This is a genomic window from Mesorhizobium sp. WSM4836 (genome assembly GCF_055811815.1).
The window spans coordinates 231,375-253,431 of sequence record NZ_JBVVQF010000001.1; the positions used below are offsets into that span (position 1 = coordinate 231,375).

24 protein-coding genes and 1 pseudogene are annotated in these 22,057 nt (G+C 62.3%); 15 read left to right on the top strand and 10 right to left on the bottom strand.

Going from position 1 to position 22,057, the window contains the following annotated elements; translation table 11 throughout:
- The first annotated feature begins 210 nt into the window (after positions 1-210).
- Positions 211-1,146: a ribose-phosphate pyrophosphokinase gene (locus tag AC0L2P_RS01245; protein WP_254819191.1), complete on the top strand. Its 936-nt coding sequence runs from the start codon at positions 211-213 to the stop codon at positions 1,144-1,146.
- A 5-nt stretch (positions 1,147-1,151) separates the two neighbouring features.
- Here the strand turns inward: AC0L2P_RS01245 and AC0L2P_RS01250 are convergent.
- A pseudogene (locus AC0L2P_RS01250) lies at positions 1,152-2,032 on the bottom strand (AraC family transcriptional regulator).
- A gap of 128 nt (positions 2,033-2,160) precedes the next feature.
- Here AC0L2P_RS01250 and AC0L2P_RS01255 point away from each other — a divergent pair.
- The 8 genes from AC0L2P_RS01255 to AC0L2P_RS01290 all read left to right on the top strand — a co-directional run bounded on the left by AC0L2P_RS01255 (position 2,161) and on the right by AC0L2P_RS01290 (position 9,481).
- A complete protein-coding gene (locus AC0L2P_RS01255; protein WP_473499400.1) occupies positions 2,161-3,405 on the top strand; it encodes an MFS transporter in 1,245 nt (414 codons plus the stop codon).
- A gap of 202 nt (positions 3,406-3,607) precedes the next feature.
- Positions 3,608-4,357, top strand: a complete 750-nt coding sequence (locus AC0L2P_RS01260) for an SDR family oxidoreductase (protein WP_473499402.1) — start codon at positions 3,608-3,610, stop codon at positions 4,355-4,357.
- 266 nt (positions 4,358-4,623) lie between these two features.
- Entirely contained in the window at positions 4,624-5,268 is a 645-nt protein-coding gene (locus AC0L2P_RS01265; protein WP_473499404.1) for a 50S ribosomal protein L25/general stress protein Ctc, read from the top strand.
- A 23-nt stretch (positions 5,269-5,291) separates the two neighbouring features.
- Positions 5,292-6,017 (top strand): aminoacyl-tRNA hydrolase, encoded by a 726-nt coding sequence (gene pth, locus AC0L2P_RS01270; protein WP_473499406.1) that lies wholly within the window; start codon positions 5,292-5,294, stop codon positions 6,015-6,017.
- A gap of 110 nt (positions 6,018-6,127) precedes the next feature.
- A complete protein-coding gene (gene ychF / locus AC0L2P_RS01275; RefSeq protein WP_473499408.1) occupies positions 6,128-7,231 on the top strand; it encodes a redox-regulated ATPase YchF in 1,104 nt (367 codons plus the stop codon).
- 214 nt (positions 7,232-7,445) lie between these two features.
- Positions 7,446-8,420, top strand: coding sequence for a magnesium/cobalt transporter CorA (gene corA, locus AC0L2P_RS01280; RefSeq protein WP_473499410.1), 975 nt, complete (start codon positions 7,446-7,448; stop codon positions 8,418-8,420).
- Between the two features lie 132 nt (positions 8,421-8,552).
- The gene (locus AC0L2P_RS01285) at positions 8,553-9,014 is read left to right on the top strand and encodes a MaoC family dehydratase (RefSeq protein WP_473499412.1); all 462 of its coding nucleotides are present in this window, start codon (positions 8,553-8,555) and stop codon (positions 9,012-9,014) included.
- Complete coding sequence (locus AC0L2P_RS01290) at positions 9,011-9,481, top strand: MaoC family dehydratase (protein ID WP_473499414.1); 471 nt, start codon at positions 9,011-9,013, stop codon at positions 9,479-9,481. The genes AC0L2P_RS01285 and AC0L2P_RS01290 overlap by 4 nt, the downstream gene beginning before the upstream one ends.
- Before the next feature lie 34 nt (positions 9,482-9,515).
- Here AC0L2P_RS01290 and AC0L2P_RS01295 read toward each other — a convergent pair whose 3' ends face one another.
- From AC0L2P_RS01295 to petA, 4 genes are all read right to left on the bottom strand, one after another.
- Entirely contained in the window at positions 9,516-10,061 is a 546-nt protein-coding gene (locus tag AC0L2P_RS01295) for an adenine phosphoribosyltransferase (protein WP_473499416.1), read from the bottom strand.
- Positions 10,062-10,274: 213 nt separating this feature from the next.
- Complete coding sequence (locus AC0L2P_RS01300) at positions 10,275-11,147, bottom strand: cytochrome c1 (RefSeq protein ID WP_473499418.1); 873 nt, start codon at positions 11,145-11,147, stop codon at positions 10,275-10,277.
- A gap of 89 nt (positions 11,148-11,236) precedes the next feature.
- Complete coding sequence (locus AC0L2P_RS01305; protein ID WP_473499420.1) at positions 11,237-12,535, bottom strand: cytochrome b; 1,299 nt, start codon at positions 12,533-12,535, stop codon at positions 11,237-11,239.
- Between the two features lie 16 nt (positions 12,536-12,551).
- Positions 12,552-13,112, bottom strand: a complete 561-nt coding sequence (gene petA / locus AC0L2P_RS01310; RefSeq protein ID WP_352508139.1) for a ubiquinol-cytochrome c reductase iron-sulfur subunit — start codon at positions 13,110-13,112, stop codon at positions 12,552-12,554.
- Positions 13,113-13,393: 281 nt separating this feature from the next.
- Here petA and AC0L2P_RS01315 point away from each other — a divergent pair, with 281 nt between their 5' ends.
- Entirely contained in the window at positions 13,394-13,750 is a 357-nt protein-coding gene (locus tag AC0L2P_RS01315; protein WP_473499641.1) for a cupin domain-containing protein, read from the top strand.
- A 27-nt stretch (positions 13,751-13,777) separates the two neighbouring features.
- Here AC0L2P_RS01315 and AC0L2P_RS01320 read toward each other — a convergent pair whose 3' ends face one another.
- From AC0L2P_RS01320 to AC0L2P_RS01335, 4 genes are read right to left on the bottom strand one after another with little or no spacing between them, the layout of a single operon-like run.
- Positions 13,778-14,092: a DUF6665 family protein gene (locus tag AC0L2P_RS01320; RefSeq protein WP_473499422.1), complete on the bottom strand. Its 315-nt coding sequence runs from the start codon at positions 14,090-14,092 to the stop codon at positions 13,778-13,780.
- 22 nt (positions 14,093-14,114) lie between these two features.
- Positions 14,115-15,998, bottom strand: coding sequence for an ABC transporter ATP-binding protein (locus AC0L2P_RS01325; protein WP_473499424.1), 1,884 nt, complete (start codon positions 15,996-15,998; stop codon positions 14,115-14,117).
- Positions 15,995-17,884 carry an ABC transporter ATP-binding protein gene (locus AC0L2P_RS01330; RefSeq protein ID WP_473499642.1) on the bottom strand — a complete coding sequence of 630 codons (1,890 nt, stop codon included), beginning with the start codon at positions 17,882-17,884 and terminating at the stop codon, positions 15,995-15,997. The genes AC0L2P_RS01325 and AC0L2P_RS01330 overlap by 4 nt, the downstream gene beginning before the upstream one ends.
- A 26-nt stretch (positions 17,885-17,910) precedes the next feature.
- A complete protein-coding gene (locus tag AC0L2P_RS01335) occupies positions 17,911-18,453 on the bottom strand; it encodes a hypothetical protein (protein WP_473499426.1) in 543 nt (180 codons plus the stop codon).
- A gap of 283 nt (positions 18,454-18,736) precedes the next feature.
- Between AC0L2P_RS01335 and AC0L2P_RS01340 the strand changes: the two genes are divergently transcribed.
- The gene (locus AC0L2P_RS01340; RefSeq protein ID WP_473499428.1) at positions 18,737-19,195 is read left to right on the top strand and encodes a tRNA (cytidine(34)-2'-O)-methyltransferase; all 459 of its coding nucleotides are present in this window, start codon (positions 18,737-18,739) and stop codon (positions 19,193-19,195) included.
- A 152-nt stretch (positions 19,196-19,347) separates the two neighbouring features.
- The gene (soxR, locus tag AC0L2P_RS01345; RefSeq protein WP_473499430.1) at positions 19,348-19,794 is read left to right on the top strand and encodes a redox-sensitive transcriptional activator SoxR; all 447 of its coding nucleotides are present in this window, start codon (positions 19,348-19,350) and stop codon (positions 19,792-19,794) included.
- Here the strand turns inward: soxR and AC0L2P_RS01350 are convergent.
- Positions 19,791-20,048: a hypothetical protein gene (locus AC0L2P_RS01350; RefSeq protein ID WP_473499432.1), complete on the bottom strand. Its 258-nt coding sequence runs from the start codon at positions 20,046-20,048 to the stop codon at positions 19,791-19,793. The two genes, soxR and AC0L2P_RS01350, sit on opposite strands and share 4 nt — an antisense overlap.
- A gap of 115 nt (positions 20,049-20,163) precedes the next feature.
- Between AC0L2P_RS01350 and hemF the strand changes: the two genes are divergently transcribed.
- The 3 genes from hemF to AC0L2P_RS01365 all read left to right on the top strand — a co-directional run bounded on the left by hemF (position 20,164) and on the right by AC0L2P_RS01365 (position 22,054).
- Positions 20,164-21,078, top strand: coding sequence for an oxygen-dependent coproporphyrinogen oxidase (hemF, locus tag AC0L2P_RS01355; RefSeq protein ID WP_473499434.1), 915 nt, complete (start codon positions 20,164-20,166; stop codon positions 21,076-21,078).
- A gap of 258 nt (positions 21,079-21,336) precedes the next feature.
- Positions 21,337-21,597, top strand: coding sequence for a DUF1344 domain-containing protein (locus tag AC0L2P_RS01360; RefSeq protein WP_473499436.1), 261 nt, complete (start codon positions 21,337-21,339; stop codon positions 21,595-21,597).
- 271 nt (positions 21,598-21,868) lie between these two features.
- Positions 21,869-22,054 (top strand): DUF1059 domain-containing protein, encoded by a 186-nt coding sequence (locus tag AC0L2P_RS01365; RefSeq protein WP_023679490.1) that lies wholly within the window; start codon positions 21,869-21,871, stop codon positions 22,052-22,054.
- The last annotated feature ends 3 nt before the right edge of the window (positions 22,055-22,057 follow it).

The window sequence follows — 22,057 nt, forward strand, 5'->3', positions numbered from 1 at the left end:
AGATCATGCTCAAACAGAAAGATAGAGCTATCCCCGATTCCGTCGGCATCGAAGTGGACGTATCGGCGCATCGTCAAGCCGTAAGCGTTATTGAGATTAGCCGGCGGATTCCCATTCACAACGCTTGCAATACCGGCGCGGGCCGCTAAAAGCCCGACTAAGAGGCTGGAGTCCTATCGGAGTCTCTCAATCCTTCGCCAGGAACGGTGCATGAAGCTCTTCGCGGGCAATTCCAACAGGGTGCTGGCCGAATCAGTCGCCCGCTACCTCAACATTCCGCTGGGTAAGGCCAGTGTCAGGCGCTTCGCCGATCAGGAAATCTTCGTCGAGATCCAGGAGAACGTGCGCGGCGAGGATGTCTTCATCTTGCAGTCCACCTCATTCCCGACCAACGATCATCTGATGGAACTGCTCATCATGATCGACGCCTTCATGCGCTCCTCGGCCAAGCGCATCACTGCGGTTATTCCTTATTTCGGCTATGCCAGGCAGGACCGCCGCGCCTCCGGCCGCACACCGATCTCGGCCAAGCTGGTCGCCAACATGATCACGAGGGCGGGCGTCGACCGGGTGCTGACCCTGGATCTCCATGCCGGCCAGATTCAAGGCTTCTTTGACATTCCGACCGACAATCTGTTTTCCGTGCCGGTCATGGCCCGCGACGTGAAGGCGAAATACAAGCAGCTTGCCAATGTCATGGTGGTGTCGCCGGACGTCGGCGGCGTGGTCCGCGCCCGCGCGCTCGCCAAGCGCATCGATGCCCAGCTTGCCATCGTCGACAAGCGCCGCGAGCGCCCCGGCGAATCGGAAGTCATGAACGTCATCGGTGACGTGCGCGGCAAGGATTGCCTGTTGATCGACGACATCATCGATTCGGGCGGCACGCTGTGCAATGCGGCCGATGCACTGCTTGCCGACGGCGCCACCAGTGTCACTGCCTATACCACCCATGGCGTTTTGTCCGGCGGCGCCATCGCCCGCATCGGCGCCTCGAAACTGCAGGAACTGGTCATCACCGATTCCATCCAGCCGACCCAGGCAGTGCTGGACGCCGCCAATATCCGCGTCATCTCAATCGCCGAACTGATGGGCGAGGCGATCTCCCGCACGGCGACCGAGGAATCGGTGTCGAGCCTGTTCGATTAATTTAGCTAGGGCTGCGACGCAGGCCGAGCCGGACCGCTTATTCGTCGTACACCTTCGCCAGCATCACGGGCGCCCCGCATGTAACCGCGTGGCGAGGCTCCCAGCATACGCTTGAACATGGTGATGAACGCCGGCACGCTGTCATAGCCGAGATCGAGCGCCACCCTCGTGATCGGCTCGCCGTCGGCCAGCCGTGGCAGCGCCGCGAACAGACAGGCCTGCTGGCGCCAGGTCGACAGCGACAATCCGGTCTGGCGGTGGAACGCGCGCGTGAAAGAGCGGCGGCTCATGCCGACGATAGCGGCCCATTCGTCGATCGTCGCATGCGGTGACGGTGCCGAGACGAAGCGCCGGCATAGTCCCGCCAGCCTTGCGTCGGACGGGAACGGCAGTCCGAGCGGCCGTTCCGGCAGGTTCGGGATTTCGTGCAGCAGGAGCTCCATAATCAGTCCGCCCCGCCCCTCCAGCTCGGCGCCCTGCGGCAGCTTTTCCGATTCCACGATCAAGCTGTGCATCAGGTCGGTGATGCCGACGACGCGCAACCCGTCGGGTAGGCCAGGAATGGCCTCCGGCATCACGTAGACGGACCGCATGCTGACGTCGCCTAGCATCTCGACCGAATGTTCGGTGCCCGCGGGGATCCACATCGCGTGGTCGGGGGGCACCATCCAGCGCCCATGCCGCGTCGTCACCAGCACGACCCGACCAGCGCGTGCAGCAACTGGCTGCGGCCGTGATGGTGCCGTGGCACGTTATAGCCCTCCGGATATTCGGTCGGCAGCGCCACTGCCGGCCCTACGGCCTGCTCCAGCCATTGCCAGCGACGCTCATGCAACAGCCCGAGATCGGCGTCGCCCGCTCTGAACATTTCCCTGCCATGCGGCATCAGCTATGGCCCACTTGCGAAACTATTGGACCAAACCACGAAAGAAGTCGCGTGACAAGCAACGTATAAGGCAGCCGGCCTATAGACCACCTGCGGGAGCGCCCGCCAAAAAGACCACGGAGCCTGCCTTGACCGACACCACAGCAACCGCCGATGCCAAGCCGGCAGCGGCCAGCCACATTTCAGCTCAGGCGACGGCCTTCACCGTCATCCTGGCGGTGAGCTTCTGCCATTGCATCAACGACATCATGCAGTCGTTGCTGTCGGCGACCTATCCGCTGCTGAAGGACAATTACGGCCTCGATTTCTGGCAGATCGGCCTTTTGACTTTCACCTTCCAGGTGACGGCATCCCTGCTGCAGCCGGTGATCGGCATGATCACCGACAGGCGGCCGATGCCCTATTCGCTGCCCTACGGCATGGCCTCTTCGATGATCGGGCTGGTCGTGCTGGCCTATGCCGGACATTATTTCCTGCTCCTCATCGGCGCCTCGCTGATCGGCATCGGCTCGGCGATATTCCACCCGGAATCCTCGCGCATCGCCCGCTTCGCCTCCGGCGGCAGGTTCGGTCTTGCACAGTCGCTTTTCCAGGTCGGCGGCAATTTCGGCCAGGCGATGGGGCCGCTGCTGGCCGCCTTCATCGTCGTGCCCTTCGGCCAGACCAGCATCGCCTGGTTTGCCGGCGGCTCGTTGATCGGCATCATCGTGCTGTGGCAGGTCGGCGGCTGGTACAGCCGGCTGCGCGCCGCCCTCGGCAACCGCAAGGCGGCAAGCTTCGTCTCGCCTTTCCCACGCCGCAAGGTGATGGGCGCGCTGGCGGTGCTGACCTTGCTGGTGCTCACGAAGAACGCCTACATCGCCAGCCTGTCCAGCTACTACACCTTCTACGCCATCCATAAATTCGGCGTCTCGGTGCAGATGTCGCAGGTCATGCTGTTCCTGTTCCTCGGCGCCTCGGCTCTGGGCATCCTGCTCGGCGGCCCGTTCGGCGACCGCTACGGACAGAAGGCGATGATCTGGTTCTCGATCGTCGGCGTGCTGCCCTTCACGCTGGCCTTGCCTTACGCCAACTTCGAGTGGACGATGGTGTTGACCGTGCTGATCGGCCTGATCCTGTCCTCGGCCTTCTCGAACATCGTCGTCTTCGCCCAGGAGCTGGTGCCCGGCCGGGTCGGCATGATCGCTGGCATTTTCTTCGGCTTCGCCTTCGGCATGGGGGGCATCGCGGCCGCCGTGCTTGGCGTTGTCGCCGACATGAAGGGCATCGATTTCGTCTTCCAGGTCTGCTCGTATTTGCCGCTGCTCGGACTGCTCACGGTCCTCCTGCCTAACATGAAGGAAGCGAGGAAGGTGGAGGAGGCGGCCAGCTAAAAATCAGTTCATCTTTCGGGATTGATAGGAGGGCGCGGCAGTTGCCGCGCCCTCGATGATTCTTTCACCATACGCCGGGTGAAAAGCCTGTTAGAGAGGTCACCCCTGAAGGCAAATTTGGTCAGCAACGCCTTCAACTTGAACACACCGGGCTCAGCCCTGATGCTGCGCAGCGCTCCGCGCCAGGAAAGGCAATTCGCTTATGTCCAGACTAAAAGGCAAGGCCGCATTGATTACTGGCGGCACCAGCGGCATCGGCCTGGTGACGGCGCGACGTTTCATCGAGGAAGGTGCGCGCGTCGCTATCACCGGAACCAATGCGAGCCGTCTCGAGGAGGCCCGCACCATTCTCGGCAGTGATGTGCTTGTCATTGCTGCCGACGCCGGAGATGCTGCTGCCCAGAACGACATAGCGCGGCGGATCGAGGAAACCTTCGGCAAGCTCGACGCTCTCTTCCTCAATGCCGGTATCGCCGACCTGCGCCCGCTTGGCGACTGGACCGAGGCCGCGTTTGACAGGAGCATCGATGTCGACCTCAAGGGGCCGTACTTCCTGGTCAAGGCGCTCGTTCCGCTGTTTTCGAACCCGTCGTCGATCATCCTCAGCGGCTCGGTCAACGCACATATGGGAATGGCTGGAACACATGTCTATGCACTGGCCAAGGCCGGCATGATTTCGCTCGCCCGGACGCTCTCGGGCGAACTGATAGAACGCGGTATTCGCGCCAATGTGATCAGCCCGGGTCCGATCGACACGCCACTCAACGACAAACTTGGGCTGGATCCCGAAGCGGCGAAGGCGCGCGCGAAAGCTGTGGTCGGCCTGGTGCCTGCCCGTCGTTTCGGAACCGCCGAGGAAATTGCCAACGCAGTGGTCTTTCTTGCTTCGGACGAATGCCCGTTCATGATCGGTGCGGAAATGCTGATCGATGGCGGCTTGAGCATCGCCTGACATCGGCACGACCTGACACAAGAACACCCGCCAGATGCGGGTACCATGACTTGCACCCTTTCCCGGCTTCGGCTATAGAGCCGCCACCCGCGTAGACACCCTTGGAGGCAACGCGGCGGAAGGCTGCCTTCCCTTGTGATCCCGAACAAAGGTCCGCTTGCTTATGCGGCTGCCGGCTTTCGGATATCCAGGCCCGGCGGCTTTCGACGTTTACGGCCCAGCCACGCTGACCGTGAGCGCTCCAGAACAACGCGAAAGGAAATGCCATGAGCCACGATACTTACGAGCTCAAGGCCGAAGCGCGCGAACAGGTCGGTAAGGGGTCCGCCCGTGCAGTTCGCCGCAACGGTAAAGTGCCTGCAGTGATTTACGGCGACAAGCAGCCTCCCCTGGCGATTGCGCTGACCTATAAGGACATTTACTACAAAATCCATGGCGGCGGATTTCTGACCACGGTCGCCACGATCGATGTCGACGGCAACAAGATCCAGGTTCTACCCAAGGATTTCCAGCTCGACCCGGTCAAGGATTTCCCGGTCCACGTCGATTTCCTGCGCATCGGTAGGGACACCGAAGTCAATGTCGACGTACCCGTGCACTTCATCAATGAAGACAAGTCGCCCGGCATCAAGCGCGGCGGCGTGCTCAACATCGTGCGCCACGAGGTCGAGTTCCACTGCCCGGCCAATGCGATCCCGGATTTCATCACCGTCGATCTCACCGGTACCGATATTGGCGATTCGATCCACATTTCGGCCGTTACCTTGCCGGCCGGTGTCAAGCCGGTGATCTCCGACCGCGACTTCACCATCGCGACCATTGCCGGCTCCTCGGCGATGAAGCCGGAGGCCGCGGAAGAGACGACTGAGGCGGCTGCGCCCGAAGCGGCTCCTGCCGCCGAAGAGAAGTAACCCCTTCCCGCCCGGAGGCGACGATGCTTGTCTTTGCAGGCCTCGGCAATCCGGGCGCGAAATACGCCAACAACCGGCACAATGTCGGCTTCATGGCGGCGGACGCGATCGCCCGCCGCCATTCCTTTTCGCCCTGGTCGAAGAAATTCCAGGGTCTGATCGCCGAAGGCACGCTTGCCGGCGAAAAGGTGATCCTGATCAAGCCGCAGACCTTCATGAACCTGTCCGGCCAGGCGGTCGGCGAAGCCCTGCGCTTCTACAAGCTTGACCCTTCGGCACTGGCTGTCTTCTATGACGAGATCGACCTTGCCGCCGGCAAGGTGCGGGTCAAGGTCGGTGGCGGTTCAGGCGGCCACAACGGTATCCGCTCGCTCGACCAGCACGTCGGCAAGGATTTTCGCCGTGTGCGCATCGGCGTCGGCCACCCCGGCGTGAAGGAAATGGTGCATGGCCACGTGCTCGGCGATTTCGCCAAGGCAGACCGCGAATGGCTGGACGTGCTGCTCGACGCAATCGCCGACGGTGCCGGATTGCTTGCCAAGGGCGATGACAATTCCTTCATGAACCGCGTGACGCTGGCCTTGCGCGACAAACTCACGCCGACGGGCGACGACGATCGCCCGCCGCCCAAGGCGCCAAGAGCACAAAGCCACGTCCGCCAGGCGCGGCCGCAACAGCCGGCGGCCAAGCTGCCCGAAACCGGCCCGATGGCGGCTATGCTGAAGAAGCTTTTTGGCGGCAAGGACTGAGCCATGGCGCCGTCAGCGCCTCGGGTATGAGTGCCCAGGGCTTGACGATCGTCGGCGCTTTCGCCCATAGCCCTGATCAAATTTCGATTTCCCGATAGGACCAGACAAAAATGGGTTTCAAATGCGGCATCGTTGGCTTGCCCAATGTCGGCAAGTCGACGCTCTTCAATGCGTTGACCAGAACGGCGGCGGCGCAGGCCGCCAATTATCCGTTCTGCACCATCGAACCGAATACCGGCGAGGTGGCGGTGCCCGATCCGCGCCTGCAGAAGATCGCCGCGATCGGCAAGTCGAAGGAGATCATCCCGACCCGCATCTCGTTCGTCGACATTGCCGGCCTGGTGCGTGGCGCCTCGAAAGGCGAAGGGCTTGGCAACCAATTCCTCGCCAACATCCGTGAGGTCGACGCCATCGTCCATGTGCTGCGCTGCTTCGAGGATGACGACATCACCCATGTCGAGGGCCGCATCGATCCTGTCGCCGATGCGGAGACCGTTGAGACCGAATTGATGCTTGCCGACCTCGACAGCCTCGAGCGCCGCATCGTACAGATCCGCAAGCGTGCCGCCGGCAAGGACAAGGAAGCAGCGACCGTACTTCCGATGATGGAAGCGGCGCTTGAACTGCTGCAGGCCGGCAAGCCCGCTCGCATCCTGCTCAACGGCATCTCGGCTGAGGATCTGCGCATCCTGCAGGGGCTGAATCTCTTGACCTCGCACCCTGTGCTTTATGTCTGCAACGTCGCGGAGGCCGATGCGGCCACCGGCAACGCGCATACTACGGCTGTCGAGAAGATGGCTGCCGCCCAAGGTGCCCGCACCGTTGTGATTTCCGCGGCGATCGAGGCCGAGGTCGCCCAGCTCTCGGACGAAGAGGAAATGGAATTCCTGGCGACGCTCGGTCTGGATGAACCCGGCCTGAACAAGGTCATCCGCGCCGGCTACGAGTTGCTCCAGCTCATCACCTATTTCACCGTCGGGCCGAAGGAGACACGCGCCTGGACCGTGCACAAAGGCGCCAAGGCGCCGCAGGCGGCAGGTGTCATCCACACCGATTTCGAGCGCGGCTTCATCCGCGCCCAGACCATCGCCTACGACGACTTCGTCAGGCTGGGCGGCGAAGTGGCGGCCAAGGAGGCCGGCAAGGCGCGCGACGAAGGCAAGGAGTATGTCGTCCAGGATGGCGATATCATGCTGTTCAAGTTCAACACCTGACCGGCGAGGGAGCCCAGCGGCTACCATTGCCGTCTCTCGATCACAAACTTCACAGCAGACGTCGCAGTGCCTCTCTGCGCTGCTTGACGGGCCGTCGTGCGCGGTCTAAGTGGCCTCTGCACCGGCCTCGCGCCTCACCTGCCAGTGTCGTGCGATCTGACTGACGCGCCCCTTCCAAACAAACCCTCTTTGGCAACAACAAGGGAGACCGGCGATGATCAAGGCCTTCGTCGTCGATAATGATCGCCTGCGCCTGGTCGACGATCTCCTGCAAAACAGCGACACTGTCGTCTGGGTCGACCTCCTCAACCCGACAAAGGAAGAAGAGACGACAATCGAGACCTGGCTCGGCATCGCCGTTCCGACCCGCGAAGAGATGGAAGAGATCGAGATCTCGAGCCGTCTCTACGTCGAGGATGGAGCCTACTTCATGACCGCCATTCTGCCTGCGCAGACCGAGGTGGACGATCCGTTGATGTCGCCGGTTACCTTCGTGCTCGCCGGCAGCAGGCTGATCACCGTGCGGTACCACGAACCGAAAGCGTTCAAGACCTTCCCTCTGCGTGCCGAGAAGGTGGCGACCGGGTGCACCAGCGGCGACACCATCCTAATCGGACTGCTGGAGGCGATCGTCGACCGCCTCGCCGACATTCTGGAGCGTGCCGGGCGCGACGTTGAGACGATCTCGCGCGACATCTTCGAGGCACGCTCGACCAAGGTTTCCAAGCGCAACCGCGACTTCCAAGAGCTGTTGAAAGGCATTGGCCGCAAAGAGGACCTCGCCTCCTCGGTCCGCGACAGCCTGATCTCGCTGCAGCGCCTTGCCGGCTTCCTCGCCCATGCCTCCACGCAAACCAAGATGAGCAAGGATACCCGCGCCCGCATCAAGACCTTGTCGCGCGACGTGCTGTCGCTCGCCGACCACGCCACGTTCCTGTCGCAGAAGATCAGCTTCCTGCTCGACGCGACGCTCGGCATGATCTCGATCGAGCAGAACGCCATCATCAAGATCTTCTCAGTCGCCGCTGTCATCTTCCTGCCGCCGACGCTTGTCGCTTCAGTTTACGGCATGAATTTCGACGTCATCCCCGAGCTCAAATGGCACTTTGGCTATCCCTTCGCCATCGGCATGATGGTGCTTTCGGCAATCCTGCCCTTCTGGTATTTCCGCCGCCGCGGCTGGCTATAGGGTCGTCAATACGCGCTGCGGCTTGGGCGCAGCAGGCTGGCGCAGTAGAAATTGCTTGACCAAACGCCACCTTGCCTGCATCCGGGACCCGACCCGTAGCGATCGTACAATCCTGAACAGGATTTCCAGACCATGACCGCAAAGACCTGGGCTTATGAGGATTTTGTCGAGGGCGCTTCGCTCAACCTCGGCACCAAGCTGGTAAGCGCCGCCGAAATCATAGAATTCGCCGGCGAGTTCGACGCTCAGCCGATGCATCTCGACGAGGCCGCGGGCAAGGCCAGCATCCTCGGCGGTCTGGCGGCCTCGGGCTGGCACACCTGCGCCATGTTCATGCGCATGCTGTGCGACGCCTTCCTGCTCGATTCGACCTCCCAGGGCGCGCCGGGCGTCGACCAGGTCAAATGGAAACGGCCGGTCCTGGCCGGCGACCTGTTGAGCGGCAGCACCACCGTCCTTGCCAAGCGGCTGTCCAGATCGAAGCCCCAGCTTGGCCTGGTGACCATGCGCAGCGAATTATCCAACCAGCGCGGCGAAGGTGTTTTCGAGCTCGAAAACACCGTCATGTTCCTCACCCGCGAGGCCAGTGCGTGAGCCTCGACGAATTCTTCTGCATCGGCCTCACCGTCACGCTTGGTTCGCATCGATTCGAGCCGGAGGCGATCAAGGCGTTCGCCCGCAAATACGACCCGCAGATATTCCATGTCGACGAAGAGGCGGCCAGGAACAGCATATTCGGCGGTCTCTGCGCCTCGGGCTGGCACACCGCCGCCACCTGGATGAAATTGAACCTCGAGGCTGGCATGGAGGCAGAGGTCGCCCGCTGGCCCGGCCCTGGGCCGGTGCCGGAATTCGGTCCCTCGCCCGGCTTCAAGAACCTCAAATGGCCCAAACCTGTCTATGCCGGGGAAACTGTGACTTTCACCCGCACCGCGCTGGCCCATCGCCCCATTGCCTCGCGACCGGGCTGGCGGCTGCTGACGCTCCGCTCAGAGGCGTTCGATTCGACCGGCGACAAGGTCATCGAATTCGAAAGTGCCGTGCTGGTGAAGGTGGAGTGACTTGTTCCTTCTCTCGGAAGAAAAGGCACGTTTCTCAATGCCCCTCAAACCCGATCAGCGTCCTCACCGGTACGCCGAGCGCCTCTAACTTCTCGCGGCCGCCAAGGTCCGGCAGGTCGATGACGAAGCAGGCGGCGCCGATGTCGGCGCCGATCTGCCGCAATAGCTTGACCGCCGCCTCGGCCGTGCCGCCTGTGGCGATCAGATCGTCGACCAGGATTACCTTCTCGCCTGGAGAAACACCGTCCTTGTGCATCTCCATCTCGTCCAGCCCGTATTCCAGGCTGTAGGCGACGCGCACCGTCTCGTAGGGCAGCTTGCCCTTCTTGCGGATCGGCACGAAGCCGGCCGAGAGCTGGTGGGCGATGGCGCCGCCGAGGATGAAGCCGCGCGCCTCGATGCCGGCGATCTTGTCGATCTTCAGGCCGGCATAGGGATGCACCAGTTCGTCGATGGCGCGGCGAAAGGCCCGCGCATTGCCGAGCAGCGTGGTGATGTCGCGAAACAGGATACCCGGCTTGGGATAATCCGGAATGGTGCGGATCGCGGCAAGCAGCGTCTCTTCGAGCGAGGATTTCATCAAGCGGCTCTCCGGGTCATTCAGATTCGGCTGAAGACGTGACAGGAATTGGCCAATCGTAACCCGGTGCCGCTAAGTCCGGCTACCGCCATGTGACGCTTGACGGAAAATTGTCCGGCAAGGGCCTTGCTCAGCGACGGCTGCGATGAATCGACATGCCTGCAATGAAAAGGGCGCCTTTCGACGCCCTCGCATTCTCGTACATCGCAGGGCTCAGTGCGCCACGTCGGCCCACACCTTGCGCTTGGTCAGGTAGACCAGTGCGCCGAACAGCAGCAGGAAGACCAATACGCGAAAACCGGTCTTCTTGCGGTCCTCGAGGTGCGGTTCGGCCGCCCACATCAGAAAGGCCGACACGTCGCGAGAATATTGGTCGACCGTCTGCGGCGCGCCGTCATCATAGGTAACCTGGCCGTCGGAGAGCGGCTTCGGCATCTTCAGCGACACGCCGGACAGGAAGTACGGATTGTAGTTCGTGCCTTCCGGTATGACCATGCCCGCCGGCGGCTGTTGGTCGTAGCCGGTCAGCAGCGAGTGGATGTAGTCGGGGCCGCCCTGGGCATATTGCGTAAAGATGTCGAACACGAAACGCGGGAAGCCGCGCTCGACGCCGCGCGCCTTGGCCAACAATGACATGTCGGGCGGCGCTGCGCCGCCATTTGCCGCCGCTGCCGCTTCGACATTGGGGAATGGCGCCGGGAAATGGTCGGACGGCTTGCCGGGACGGTCGAACATGTCGCCGGCATCGTTCGGGCCGTCATGGATCGTATATTCGGCCGCCAGCGTCTTGATCTGCGCATCCGAATAGCCAAGGCCTTCCAGCGTACGGAACGCCACCAGATTCATCGAATGGCAGGCCGAACAGACTTCCTTGTAGACCTTCAGCCCGCGCTGCAGCTGGGCCTTGTCGTACGTGCCGAACGGCCCGGCGAAGCTCCAGTCCATTTCGTTCGGTTCGTGTATCGGGAAATGCGTCGGCGCCGCCTCGTTGTGCGCCTCTTCCTGTGCGTTGGCTCCAGTGCCCGCGACCCCAATGCCCGCGGCCACAAGGCCAAGCAGCGCCAGCGAGGTGAGAATCTTCTTCATGCCAAATCCCCTTGAGATTCTCTGACGCGCTGTCACCGTCTCGAGCATGATCTTGTCCGAGTACCGGTTTCCACTTTTCGCAATCATGCTCAGCCCTTGGTTTCGGGCGCGGCCGTGGCGCCGGCAGGATGTCCACCGCCGCCCTTCTTTTCGAGCACCGCCTCGGTGATCGAATTCGGCAGCCGCCGCGGCTTTTCGATCAGCCCAAGCACCGGCAGCGCTACCAGGAAGAAGGCGAAGTAGAACAGCGTCGCCATCTGCGCCATGAACACATAGCTGCCCTCGGCGGGCTGCGAGCCCAGCCAGCCGAGCAGGATGGAGTCGGCCACGAACAGCCAGAAGAACAGCTTGTACCAGGGCCGGTAGACCGCTGAGCGCACCTTTGAGGTGTCGAGCCACGGCACCAGGAACAGCATGACGATCGCGCCGAAAAGGCAGAGCACGCCGCCAAGTTTGGAGTTGATCGGCCCGATATTGAAGGTGATGGCGCGCAGGATCGCGTAGAACGGCAGGAAGTACCATTCCGGGACGATGTGGGCTGGCGTCTTCAGCGGGTTGGCCACGGTGTAATTGTCCGGATGGCCGAGATAGTTCGGAAGGTAGAACACGAAATAGGCGAAGACGAACAGGAACACGATCATGCCGAACCCGTCCTTGATGGTCGCGTAAGGCGTGAAGGCGAGCGTGTCGGTCTTCGATTTGACCTCGATGCCGGTCGGATTGTTCTGGCCGACGACGTGAAGTGCCCAAATGTGCAGTACGACGACGCCGGCAATCATGAACGGCAACAGGTAATGCAGAGCAAAGAAGCGGTTCAGCGTCGGATTGTCGACGGCGAAGCCGCCGAGGAGAAGCTGCTGGATCCAGTCGCCAACCAGCGGTATGGCGGTGAAGAAGCCGGTGATGACGGTAGCGCCCCAGAACGACATCTGTCCCCAGGGCAGCACGTAGCCCATGAACCCGGTCGCCATCATCAGCAGGTAGATGATGCAGCCGAGGATCCACAGCAGCTCGCGCGGCGCCTTGTAGGAGCCGTAGTAGAGTCCACGGAAAATATGGATGTAGACGGCGATGAAGAAGAATGACGCGCCGTTCGAATGCATGTAGCGCAGCAGCCAGCCCGAATTCACGTCGCGCATGATCTTCTCGACCGAATCGAAGGCGAGAGTGCTGTCGGCTGCGTAATGCATCGCCAGCACGGTACCGGTCAGGATCTGCGCCGCCAGCATAAGCGACAGGATGCCGCCGAAGGTCCAGGCATAGTTCAGGTTACGCGGCACCGGATAGGCGATGAAGCTGTCATAGACCAGCCGCGGCAGCGGCATGCGCGAATCGAACCAGCGTCCGATGCCGGTCTTGGGCGTATAGGTCGAGTGTCCCTCGCTCATGGAAATATCCCCTGCCTCAGCCGATGCGGATCTTGGTGTCGGAAATGAACTGGAACACCGGCACGGCCATGTTCTCCGGCGCCGGCCCCTTCCGGATGCGGCCGGCGGTGTCGTAAACGGAACCGTGGCACGGACAGAACCAGCCGCCGAAATCGCCTTCCTGACCGAGCGGGATGCAGCCGAGATGGGTGCAGACCTGGACCATCACCATCCAGGCTTCCTTGCCCGGCGTGGTTCGGTTGGCATCGGTTGCGGGCGCGTCGGCCGGCAAATTGGCATTGCGGGCGATTGGATCCTTGAGCTCGGCGAGATTGACCGCCTCGGCGTCCTTCATCTCTTTCTCGGTGCGGTTGCGCACGACCACCGGCTTGCCGCGCCACTTCACGACAAGCGACATTCCCGGCGTCAGCGAGGAAACGTCGACCTCGACCGAGGCAAGCGCGAGTGTCGAGGCATCCGGGCGCATCTGGTCGATGAATGGCCAGGCAACGGCGCCGGCGCCGACCACCGCGGCCATGCCGGTGGCGACGTAGAGAAAATCACGACGGTTGGGATCCTGGGTGTCGGTTGCGCTCACGGGTGCCTGATCCTTTCGCCTCTTCCGTGCCGGCGGCCGAGCCTTGTTCCCCGCTCAATCGCGCCGGCCCGACAGCGCATGGCGAACAGGCTAGCGAATTCCTCCGGCATTTGGGACTTGGGTTTATGCGTGAAGCCTGTTTTTGTCCAGACGGGTGAAGGCACAAGGGCAGATTGTCGCGGGGACGTAATTCGCACGGCGGAACGATTGGAAAACAGCAGCAAAACCAAATGGCTGCGTTCGCCTCGACAGCTGGCGCTGGCCCGGTTTATCCTCGGCCTATGGCGCATGTCATAGACCGCGACAAATGGGCCGACGCGCCCGACCGCTTGCCCGGCCACTGGCAGGGCGAGCTGCAAGGCGGAGCTTACGGCTCGAACAGCTGCCTGATCTTCAACTACCTGCCCGAAATCGGCGGCGGCCCCAGGCTGCACAGCCATCCCTATTGCGAGATTTTTATCATCCGGACCGGGACCGGTCTGTTCACCCTCGGCGCCCGGCAGATCGAGGTCACAGCCGGCCAGATCCTGATCGTACCGCCGAACACGCCGCACAAATTCACCAATCTCGGGCCAGGCCCGCTGGAAACCACCGACATACACGAGAACGGCAGCTTCATCACCGAGTGGCTGGAATAATGCCTCCCAAACCGATTCCGGTTCGGATCATGCGCTGGCGCCGAGCCTGGCTAGCACGGCCTTGGGAATGTTGTATTCCCGGATCACCGCGTCGTGCTTGCGCAGGCCGCAGAGTTCGCGCTGGATGAAATAGCCGTGCACCGCTTCGGCTGCGTCCCTGAGCAGCTGGGCACGGTCGACGCCGTTGCCATTCTCGCGCAGCTTCGTCAGTGTTTCCTCGACGCGCCGGCCGGCGCGGCCGAGCGCGGCCGCTTTCTCGCCGAGGATTTCATGGCCAAGCAGGTCCAACGCGCTCTCCTGCGCGCCGGACCGTCCGAAATTCGATGGCATTCTCACCGCCATGGTCTACTCCGGTTTTTAGAAACTACTCCGCCAGCCGGGTCTCGGCCAGTGCGCTCTCCTCGTTGAACAGGAAGCCGCCGGACTGCCGTTTCCACAGCCTGGCGTAGAGCCCGTCGAGCGCAACCAGCTCGTCATGGGTGCCTTGCTCGACGATGCGGCCCTCGTCGAGCACCACCAGCCGGTCGAGTGCCGCAATGGTCGACAGCCGATGCGCGATGGCGATGACCGTCTTGCCTTCCATCAGCCTCGCCAGATTCTCCTGGATCGCCGCCTCGACGTCGGAATCGAGCGCCGAGGTCGCCTCATCGAGCACCAGGATCGGTGCGTCTTTGAGGAAGACGCGGGCGATAGCCACGCGCTGGCGCTGACCACCCGACAGCCTGACGCCGCGCTCGCCGACATAGGCCTCGTAACCGATGCGATCGCGATTGTCGCGCAGACCGAGGATGAACTCGTGCGCCTCGGCCTTCTCCGCTGCCGCGACCACCTCGGCGTCGGTAGCTGCCGGCCTGCCGAGTTTGATGTTGTCGCGCAGCGAGCGGTGGAAAAGTGCCGTATCCTGGCTGACAACGCCGATGTTAGCGCGCAGCGAATTCTGCGTGACCCTGGAGATGTCCTGCCCGTCAATGGTGATCTTGCCGCTCTCGAGGTCGTAGAGGCGCAGGATCAGATTGACCAAGGTCGTCTTGCCGGCACCGGACGGGCCGACCAGACCGACCTTTTCACCTGGCCGCACGACGAGGTCGACGCCGTTGAGCACGCCGGACCCCTTGCCGTAGTGGAACTCGACATTGCTGAGCTCGATGCGGCCGCCGCCGACGACAAGCTCTTTCGCGTCCGGCGCATCGGTCAGGCCGAGCGGCTGCGAGATCAGCGCCTTGGAGTTTTCCAGCACGCCGAGATTCCGCAAGATGCCGTTGAGCTGCATCATCAGCCGGCCGAGCAGCATGTTCAGCCGCAACACCAATGAAAGCGTGAAGGCCACGGCGCCGACCGTGATCGCGCCCTCGACCCAGAGATAAACGGCAAAGCAGCCGATCGCCGTGATCATGATCCCCGACAGCATCGTCAGCGCCATGCGCACGCCGGTCAGCCGGCGGGTGAACGGGCGCAGCGCGTCGAGATAGATGTCGAAGCCGTTCCTGATGTAGCGGTCGTCGCCATCGGCCGAGAACAGTTTCAGCGTCTGCACGTTCGAATAGGAATCGACGATGCGGCCGGTGATCATCGAGCCGGCTTCGGCGGTGGCTTCGGCATGCTTGCGGATCGCCGGCACGTAGCGCCTGGCCAGCAGGCCGAAAGCGGTAATCCAGATCACCACCAGGACCGCCAGCCGGAGATCGAGCCCGGCGACCAGCGCCAGCGTCGTCGCCGTATAGACGACCATGAACCAGACGACCTCGATGAAGCTTTCCATCAGATCGCCGGTCGCCTGCCCCGCCTGCCAGACCTTGGTCGCGATACGTCCGGCAAAGTCGTTCTGGAAGAAGGCGTAGGATTGACGCGAGACATGGCGGTGCGCCTGCCAGCGCACCAGATTATAGAAACCCGGCGTGATCGTCTGCTCGTCGACCAGTGCCGAGAGGCCGACGACGATGGTGCGGATGACCAGCACCACCGCAATCATGAAGACAAGTTCGGGGCCGGCGGCAGTCCACAGAGCGTGCCAGCTGCGTTCGGCGGGAAGCTGGTCGAGGATGTCGACCAGCCGCCCGACGAAATAGAACAATCCGGCTTCGACCAGCGGCGCGATGCCGCCGATCACCAGCATGGCGAAAAAGGCGATCTTCGCCTGCCCGACATAATGCCAGAGGAAACCCCTGACGCTGGCAGGTGGCCGAAGGTCCGCGGGCTCCCGGAACGGATAAACCCAGTTCTCGAACCAGCGGTAGATGGCAGTCATCATTCGGCGGCTTCACCCTTGGCGAGTGCATCGTTGGCGGCTGCATCGTTGACAGAGGGGCCGTCGTCAAGCAGGAAACCGCCCGACTGGCGCTGCCAGAGCTGGGCGTACAGCCCGCCTTGGGCAACGAGTTCCTCATGCGAACCCTCCTCGATGACGCGGCCCTTGTCCATAACGACGAGCCGGTCCATGGCGGCAATCGTCGACAGCCGGTGGGCAATGGCGATGACGGTCTTGCCTTGCATGAGCTTGTAGAGGTTTTCCTGGATGGCCGCCTCGGCCTCGGAATCGAGGGCGGACGTCGCCTCGTCGAGAATGAGGATCGGCGCGTCCTTCAGCATGACGCGGGCAATGGCGATGCGTTGCCGCTGGCCGCCGGACAATTTGACGCCGCGATCGCCGACATGCGCGTCGAAACCCTTGCGGCCGGTGGAATCCGACAATCCGGCAATGAAATCCAGCGCCTCGGCGCGCCGTGCCGCCTCGATCAGCATCTCGTCACTGGCGTCCGGCCGGCCATAGAGGATATTCTCGCGTACCGAGCGATGCAGCAGCGAGGTGTCCTGAGTGACCATGCCGATCTGGGCGCGCAGCGAGTCCTGCCTGACCGCCGCGATGTCCTGGCCGTCGATCAGGACCTTGCCGCTTTCCAGGTCGTAGAAGCGCAACACAAGGTTGACCAGCGTCGACTTGCCGGCACCCGAACGCCCGACGATGCCGACCTTCTCACCCGGCTTCACCGTCAGCGACAGGCTTTCGATCACGCCCTTTTGCTTCCCGTAGTGGAAGCGGATGTCCTCAAAACGGATCTCGCCCTTGGTCACGGCAATATCCTTGGCGCCGGGCCGGTCTTCGACGAGTCGCGGCAGCGAGATCGAGCTGATGCCGTCCTGCACCGTGCCGATATTCTCGAACAGCGTGGACATCTCCCACATGATCCATTGCGACATACCCCAGAGCCGCAGCACGAGGCCGATGACCAGGGCGACGGCACCGATCGTCACGGCTTGGCCGAGCCACAGCCATAGCGAGATTGCGGTGACCGAAAACAACAGCAGCGAATTCAGGATGTAGAGCAGGCCGTAGAGCTGTGTCACCAGCCGCATCGACCGGTAGACCGTATCCAGAAAGCCGGCCATACCGTCCTTGGCGAAGGACGCTTCGCGCCGTGCATGCGAAAACAGCTTGACCGTCTGGATGTTGGAGTAGCTGTCGACGACGCGGCCGGTCATGGTCGAGCGCGCATTGGCCTGCTCCTCGCCGACCTTGCCCAGCCGCGGGATGAAATAGCGCAACAGCAGGACATATCCGGCAAGCCAGACGGCAAGCGGCGCAGCCAGCCGCCAGTCTGCCGAGCCGACAATGAACAGCATGCCGAGAAAATAGACGACGATATAGTTGAGCACATCGATGAGCTTGATGACGCATTCGCGCACCGCCAGCGCGGTCTGCATCAGCTTGGTCGCAATGCGCCCGGCGAATTCGTCCTGGTAGAAGCTCATCGACTGCTTGAGCAGGTAGCGATGCACCTGCCAGCGGATGCGCATCGGATAATTGCCCATAAGCGTCTGCTGGTTGAGCAGCGAATGGAACCAGACCGTCGCCGGCAGCGCGAACACCACGACGAAAGCCATGCCGGCGAGCCTCCAGCCCTCCGTCTGCAGGAAAGTCTCGCGGTTCTGCGCAGACAGCCAGTCGACGATCCGGCCCATGAAGCCGAACATCCACACCTCGGCAAGGGCGATGGCCGTCACCAGTACCGCATCGAGAGCGATGTAGGGCCAGGCGCCGCGCGTATAATGCACGCAGAAGGCGATCAATGTCCTCGGCGGCTCGACCGGTTCCGCAGGCGGAAACGGATCGAGCCTTTTTTCAAACCAGCTAAACATAGTGATGCTCACAAGATTGGTTCCGCTCACGCGGCACGGGAACGGACGAGGTGCCCAGACCGCATGGCGTCAGGGACCGGCGATACGGAATCGTCCGCCTCGCCGGTCCTGCTTCGCGCTATATAGGTTGTCGCGGGCCTTTCGCCGACAGTCTCGTTTGACGATGCTGACGACGTTTTGACGATCCGGATTTTCGCGCCGGTTTTTGCACCAGGCCGGATTAGTCTGATGATCCGGCGCACCAGCGACGGCCGGCTATAGTCCGGAACGGCGCGCGAGAAATCGACGTCCGGCAGCATGCCGCGATGCGGACGCAGGCGGGTCTCGGCGTGAACCGCCGACGAATAGGTCTCGCCGATCAAAAGCGCCCAGGTCGCAGTCTTGCGCTCGTGCAGGCTTCTTGAGCCGGGTATTCTACAGGGATCGAACATCGGTCCGTCCTCCAGTTGAAGATGCAGGTAGAAGGGTGAACCAACCCAGGCCGCGGCCACGCGCGGCGCGGCGAAGGTGGCATCGGTCGAAGTGTGTTCAGGCGGGGCGTTCAGCCCCTTCCGCAGCTTGAAAAACATCGCAGGATTCCTTCAAAGGCCGGAAAAGGTTTCGGCGGGAATCGGTGCGATTGAAGTCTAGAAGGTCAGGAGAATCGTCGTACCGAAACCGCCGTCGGGCTGGTAAGCCCACGAGAGGGGTGGTGGATGTGCATGGCCATCATGAATTACCCCTCCATTGGTTCGGGTTGACAATGCTGGCCGTATAACCGACTTCGCAGAAAATGACCACCCGCCAGTCCAGGAATTTCCAAAACGGCGAGAGCTCTGTGGCTGATCTGCCACTTATTAGAAGGGCTCGGAAATGAACGACCGTCTCCGCATCGCGCTCTACCAGCCTGACATAGCCGGCAACACCGGGACAATCCTGCGCTTCGCTGCTTGCCTCGGTCTCGGCGTCGACATCGTCGAACCGGCGGGCTTCCCGCTCAGTGACCGGACGCTGAAACGGGCCGGAATGGACTACCTCGAAATGGCTGCGCTGACCCGGCATGTCGACTGGCACGCCTTCGAGGACTGGCGCAAACTTGGTAAGCGGCGGCTGGTGCTGCTGTCGACCAAAGCCGCTGTCTCCTACACGGATTTCGTCTTCGCCACGGATGACATTCTCCTGTTCGGCCGCGAATCCGCAGGCGTGCCGGATGCCGTCCACGAAGCGGCGGATGCGCGCCTGACCATCCCGATGCAGGGCACCGCGCGCAGCATCAACGTCGCGCTGTCCGTTGCGATGGTGGCCGGTGAGGCGATCCGGCAGCTCCGATAAACGACCAGCAGACGCGGCGTCGTCCTCGCGCAAAACCGCGTCCTCTCCAGTCATTCTCATCCAGACGCACATCGCCTTCTCCTGCCGTTTGCATCTTCGAGGCTTCTTCGCTACAAGCTCAACTTAACTTTAGGTCAAGCGCAAAATGGGAGATGGCTGCGGCAACGGAATTGACAGTCGGCCAGGTGGCGATGCGCAGCGGCGTCGCGGTGTCGGCGCTGCATTTCTACGAAGCGCGCGGGCTGATCCGCAGCCACCGCACATCGGGCAACCAGCGGCGTTACGGCCGCGACGTGCTGCGGCGGGTGGCGATCATCAAGGTAGCGCAGGAGGTCGGCATTTCGCTGGCCGAGATCGGCACAGCCCTTCGATCATTGCCCGAAGGCCGGACGCCGACGCGCGAGGATTGGAACCTTCTGTCGACGACTTGGCGCGACGAGCTCGACCAGAAGATTAGTCAGCTCAAGAAGCTGCGCGACGGGCTGACCGACTGCATCGGCTGCGGCTGCATGTCGATCGACAAATGTCCGCTGCGGAATAAGAACGACAGGCTGAGCACCCGGGGGCCGGGAGCGAGACGCTTGCTGATCGAGCGTTAATCCGCCGCCGGCAGCCGCCTGATTGTGAATTCGATGACGTCGCCCGGCCGCTCGAACCAGCTCTCGATCTCGGTCCAATAGGCCTGCTTGGGAAAGCGCTCGAACCATTCCTTCGCCTTGAGACGAGCGTCGGAGCGCGGCAGCACGAAGGTCTCGCGCAGAAATCCGTCGCGCGGCATGCGCGCGTTCTCGTCGCGCGAACGATCGAGCCTCTTCTTTAGGCCATCCAGCGGCGGTCTTGCTGGGGTGCGCACGAAAGAACTCCATTCACACTTGACCCTTGCACCCAAGAGATTAGGGATCGCGCCAGGAAAAGACGAGTCAAAAGACGAGTCATTTGTCGGGTGCGCCCGCAACCGGAGGCAGGATTTGCAACGACCCGAGATACCGGCGGGGCTGCCAGCCGACATCGAACAGAAGAAGACGAAGGCACGGCTGTGGTTCGAGACGTTGCGCGAGCGCATCTGCGCCAGCTTCGAGCAGATCGAGCAGGATCTGCAGGGGCCGCAGGCCAGTTGGTCGCCCGGTCGCTTCGAAAAAACGCCGTGGCAACGCGATGCCGGCAAGGGCGGCGGCGGTATCATGTCGATGATGCATGGCCGCGTCTTCGAGAAGGTTGGCGTCCACACCTCGACCGTTTATGGCGAGTTCTCGCCCGAATTCAGGAAGCAGATGCCGGGCGCCGAAGAGGACCCGTCCTTCTGGGCGAGCGGCATTTCGCTGATCGCCCATCCGTGGAACCCCAACGTGCCGGCCGTGCATATGAACACGCGCATGGTCGTCACCTCGCGCCAGTGGTTCGGCGGCGGCGCCGACCTGACACCGGTGCTCGACCGCCGCCGCAGCCAGGAGGACCCCGACACGCTCGCCTTCCATAGAGCAATGCAATTTGCCTGCGAGAAGAACGCTGGCGTGGCCGATTACGCGAAATTCAAAGCCTGGTGCGACGAGTACTTCTATCTGCCGCACCGCGACGAGCCGCGCGGCACCGGCGGTATCTTCTTCGACTGGCTGCATTCGGGCGAGGACAAAGGCGGCTGGGACGCCGATTTCAACTTCGTCCAGGACGTCGGCCGATCCTTTCTCGTCGTCTACGGGCATCTGGTGCGCGCCAACTTCAATGACAACTGGACCGATGGCGACCGTGACGAGCAGCTCATCCGCCGCGGCCGCTATGCCGAATTCAACTTGCTTCACGATCGCGGCACCATCTTCGGGCTGAAGACCGGCGGCAATGTCGCCTCGATCCTGTCCAGCCTGCCGCCAGAGGTCAAATGGCCGTAAAATCTCGGTGAGCATGATGTGAGCCGCAATCGGGTCCAAATCCCCGGAATTTGACGGCAAATGTGACGCAAGGTGCGCCAGAAAATATCTTTTTCGTCTAATACACTATTGAAAAGATTGAGCTATTTGTCGCGGCGGGCCGGGAAACGCCGGCGGTTCTTTACTCCCGAGAGCCGCGACCCGACGTGACCGGACGGCCCATGATTGAATGGGGCACCTTTCCCAAGCGGGTGCCCCCATTTTCCAGGAGAGCATGCCATGCGCAAGCTTATTATGACCGCGGCCGCCGCTGCCGTTCTCGCCTCCGGTACTGCCGCATTCGCCGCGGTCAAGCACACGACCGGCACAATCAAAAGCTTTGATGGAACGGCGATGAGCCTGGTTCTGGACACCGGAGCCACCTTTACGTTGCCCCAGACCTTCAAGGATCCTGGCCTGAAGGTCGGCGAAAAGGTCCGCGTCACGTGGGATATGAGCGGCAAGGAAAAAATTGCCGAGGCAGTCAAGATCGTGAAGTGATGCCTGCCCGCTGGAGCAAGACGAGGTCTTGCGTCCGGGTAGCGTAAGAGGGCGGAGCAGCGATGCTCCGCCTTTTTGCAACCCGGCCGCGTGTCGGCCTGGACGCTCGGCGCTCTAAGGCAACCAAAACCGTTCGATCGTGTTATGCTGACCTGGCCAGCGTGTAACCGGATACCGAACGCGGTTTCCGGATGCTGCGCAAGATAAAAGGTCTGGAGCTTCCGTGTCAGTGCGCTGCGCGGCGTTCCAAGGAGGAGATGAGGAGAAGCCGATGAAGGAATTCCATTGCGGGTCGCTCGTACCCGGCTGCGAGTGGCACACACGCGCCGAGGAGGAGGCGGAGGTCATGCGCCGTGCCGTCGAGCATCTGCGCGAGACGCATGGCGAGACGGTGATCCGCGAGACGATGATCGAGGCGATCCGCTCGCGCATCGAAAAGGTCCGCGACGCAGCGTGACGG

What these genes read in the sequence shown, in the direction of transcription:
- AC0L2P_RS01325 (WP_473499424.1), bottom strand. Translation starts at nt 15,998, where the DNA reads ATGATGACTGCCATCTACCGCTGGTTCGAGAACTGGGTTTATCCGTTC.
- AC0L2P_RS01340 (WP_473499428.1), top strand. Translation starts at nt 18,737, where the DNA reads ATGAACGACCGTCTCCGCATCGCGCTCTACCAGCCTGACATAGCCGGC.
- AC0L2P_RS01285 (WP_473499412.1), top strand. Translation starts at nt 8,553, where the DNA reads ATGACCGCAAAGACCTGGGCTTATGAGGATTTTGTCGAGGGCGCTTCG.
- AC0L2P_RS01300 (WP_473499418.1), bottom strand. Translation starts at nt 11,147, where the DNA reads ATGAAGAAGATTCTCACCTCGCTGGCGCTGCTTGGCCTTGTGGCCGCG.
- AC0L2P_RS01335 (WP_473499426.1), bottom strand. Translation starts at nt 18,453, where the DNA reads ATGTTTTTCAAGCTGCGGAAGGGGCTGAACGCCCCGCCTGAACACACT.
- AC0L2P_RS01265 (WP_473499404.1), top strand. Translation starts at nt 4,624, where the DNA reads ATGAGCCACGATACTTACGAGCTCAAGGCCGAAGCGCGCGAACAGGTC.
- AC0L2P_RS01260 (WP_473499402.1), top strand. Translation starts at nt 3,608, where the DNA reads ATGTCCAGACTAAAAGGCAAGGCCGCATTGATTACTGGCGGCACCAGC.
- ychF (WP_473499408.1), top strand. Translation starts at nt 6,128, where the DNA reads ATGGGTTTCAAATGCGGCATCGTTGGCTTGCCCAATGTCGGCAAGTCG.
- AC0L2P_RS01305 (WP_473499420.1), bottom strand. Translation starts at nt 12,535, where the DNA reads ATGAGCGAGGGACACTCGACCTATACGCCCAAGACCGGCATCGGACGC.
- AC0L2P_RS01330 (WP_473499642.1), bottom strand. Translation starts at nt 17,884, where the DNA reads ATGTTTAGCTGGTTTGAAAAAAGGCTCGATCCGTTTCCGCCTGCGGAA.
- AC0L2P_RS01315 (WP_473499641.1), top strand. Translation starts at nt 13,394, where the DNA reads ATGGCGCATGTCATAGACCGCGACAAATGGGCCGACGCGCCCGACCGC.
- AC0L2P_RS01360 (WP_473499436.1), top strand. Translation starts at nt 21,337, where the DNA reads ATGCGCAAGCTTATTATGACCGCGGCCGCCGCTGCCGTTCTCGCCTCC.
- AC0L2P_RS01295 (WP_473499416.1), bottom strand. Translation starts at nt 10,061, where the DNA reads ATGAAATCCTCGCTCGAAGAGACGCTGCTTGCCGCGATCCGCACCATT.
- pth (WP_473499406.1), top strand. Translation starts at nt 5,292, where the DNA reads ATGCTTGTCTTTGCAGGCCTCGGCAATCCGGGCGCGAAATACGCCAAC.
- AC0L2P_RS01320 (WP_473499422.1), bottom strand. Translation starts at nt 14,092, where the DNA reads ATGGCGGTGAGAATGCCATCGAATTTCGGACGGTCCGGCGCGCAGGAG.
- AC0L2P_RS01245 (WP_254819191.1), top strand. Translation starts at nt 211, where the DNA reads ATGAAGCTCTTCGCGGGCAATTCCAACAGGGTGCTGGCCGAATCAGTC.
- AC0L2P_RS01365 (WP_023679490.1), top strand. Translation starts at nt 21,869, where the DNA reads ATGAAGGAATTCCATTGCGGGTCGCTCGTACCCGGCTGCGAGTGGCAC.
- soxR (WP_473499430.1), top strand. Translation starts at nt 19,348, where the DNA reads ATGGCTGCGGCAACGGAATTGACAGTCGGCCAGGTGGCGATGCGCAGC.
- corA (WP_473499410.1), top strand. Translation starts at nt 7,446, where the DNA reads ATGATCAAGGCCTTCGTCGTCGATAATGATCGCCTGCGCCTGGTCGAC.